Source organism: Streptomyces sp. NPDC055140 (assembly GCF_053607285.1).
Genome location: NZ_JBSGTG010000192.1, coordinates 1 through 1,470, shown reverse-complemented (window position 1 = coordinate 1,470; position 1,470 = coordinate 1). Strand labels below are relative to the sequence as shown.

The 1,470-nt window shown below is 69.5% G+C and carries 1 protein-coding gene and 1 pseudogene; both read left to right on the top strand.

Annotated features, from left to right (window positions below; genetic code table 11):
* Positions 1 to 782: pseudogene (locus ACWFR4_RS48900) on the top strand (hypothetical protein); the annotation flags it as partial.
* A gap of 468 nt (positions 783 to 1,250) precedes the next feature.
* A partial coding sequence (locus ACWFR4_RS48895) for a hypothetical protein (protein WP_453658463.1) occupies positions 1,251 to 1,470 on the top strand: 220 nt, incomplete at its 3' end.

Here is a 1,470-nt window from a genome sequence, read left to right as displayed (position 1 = left end):
ACAACTCTGCTTCTGCCTCCGACGCTGCTGCCGTCGGACCGTCACGGGTGACGGTGCAGTCTCTGGCGCGGGAGGCGAAGGACGTCGGCACCCGCGACCTGTCCGCCTTCCTAACAGCTACGGGCCGTGATGTGGCGGACGTGTATCGGGGCAGTGGCTCGTGGACGACCATCCTGCGGCGCGCGGAGCTGACCCCCACCCCCACCACGCCCGTGCCGGGTGAGGCGGACCTGCTCAAGCGTATGCACTCCTTCCTGCACGTGGATGACAGCGAACGCGCCCACGCCTACCGGCAGTTCACCGCCGACAATGCTCCGGCATACAAGGACCTGAACGCCTTCGACCAGACCCTGGCGCGGATGCTGTTCTTCAACATGTGGGACAAGGCAGGTGGCTTCGCCTCCTACGCCGAGGGTCTGGCGTCGCTGCGCAGCCAGCAGCAGGCACGCGCCGAGCTCGGCCAGCTCCTCACGCACCTGATGCACAGCCCCCGCATGCTGCCCGCGCGACCCCTTGAGGGCCCGCACGCCCACATCCCCATGAGCGTCCACCACGCCTACAACCGCTCGGAGATCCTCGCCGCGATGGGCGTGGCCCGCCTGGGAGGGCAGATGCCCGGCTTCTTGTTCAGGGTGATCAGCAACGCGTCCGTCCGGTTCGCCGCGTCCCACAACACTCCCTGGGCGACCGCCCCGGCCTCGCCGACCGGACAGCGCTACCAGAAGCACGCTGAGCAGGGCCGCCCGCACCGCATTCACCTACCTCGTGACCGCACCGCGTGACGCCCGCGAAGGAGACGTGGCCTGCGAGGCGTACGGCTGTCACGGTTGGGCGCTGCGGTCCATTGCTGCCCTCATTCTCAGCGTGGCAGCGATCGTCATCATCTACAAAGCACTGTTCTGACCCCGTAGGCGGCTGGCCAGCTCGGGGCCAGCTACGGCCCAAGGACCCCCGCCCTGTACACAACGCCAACGGCGACTTGGACTACGAGGAGGCAGCCCATGTAACTGCCCCAGCCCCTGGCCAGCCATGCCCGACCGCCCCGGCCCCCGTCCCGCGATCTCGCGGGTCTGGGGGCCGCCGTGTGCCCGGGCCCCCTTGGTTGCGCGTCTTGCCGTGCGCCACGCCACAGTCCGGGGCACCGGCCCGGGACGCCGCACCCTGCGCGCGTCAGAAGGTCTCCCTGAGCAAGCCCGTTCACGCCCTCCGGCGGAGAGCAACCGCCGGACTCCCGAGAAGAGGACTCCCTTATGCGACGTCGTGTTGTCGCCGTCTCGCTGCCCAATCAACCGGCCGAAGCGGCGTACCCCGAGTACGTCCAGGTCCGCACGGAAGCCCAGCGCCGGAGCCGCGGGCCTCTCGACCCCCGGAAACCCACGGAGATGGCAGCCGTTTCCCGTCGGCGGGGGCATGACTGGTGCACGGCCGTCATCGGCCGGCCCTTCGCCGGTATCGCCTATACCTCCGGAG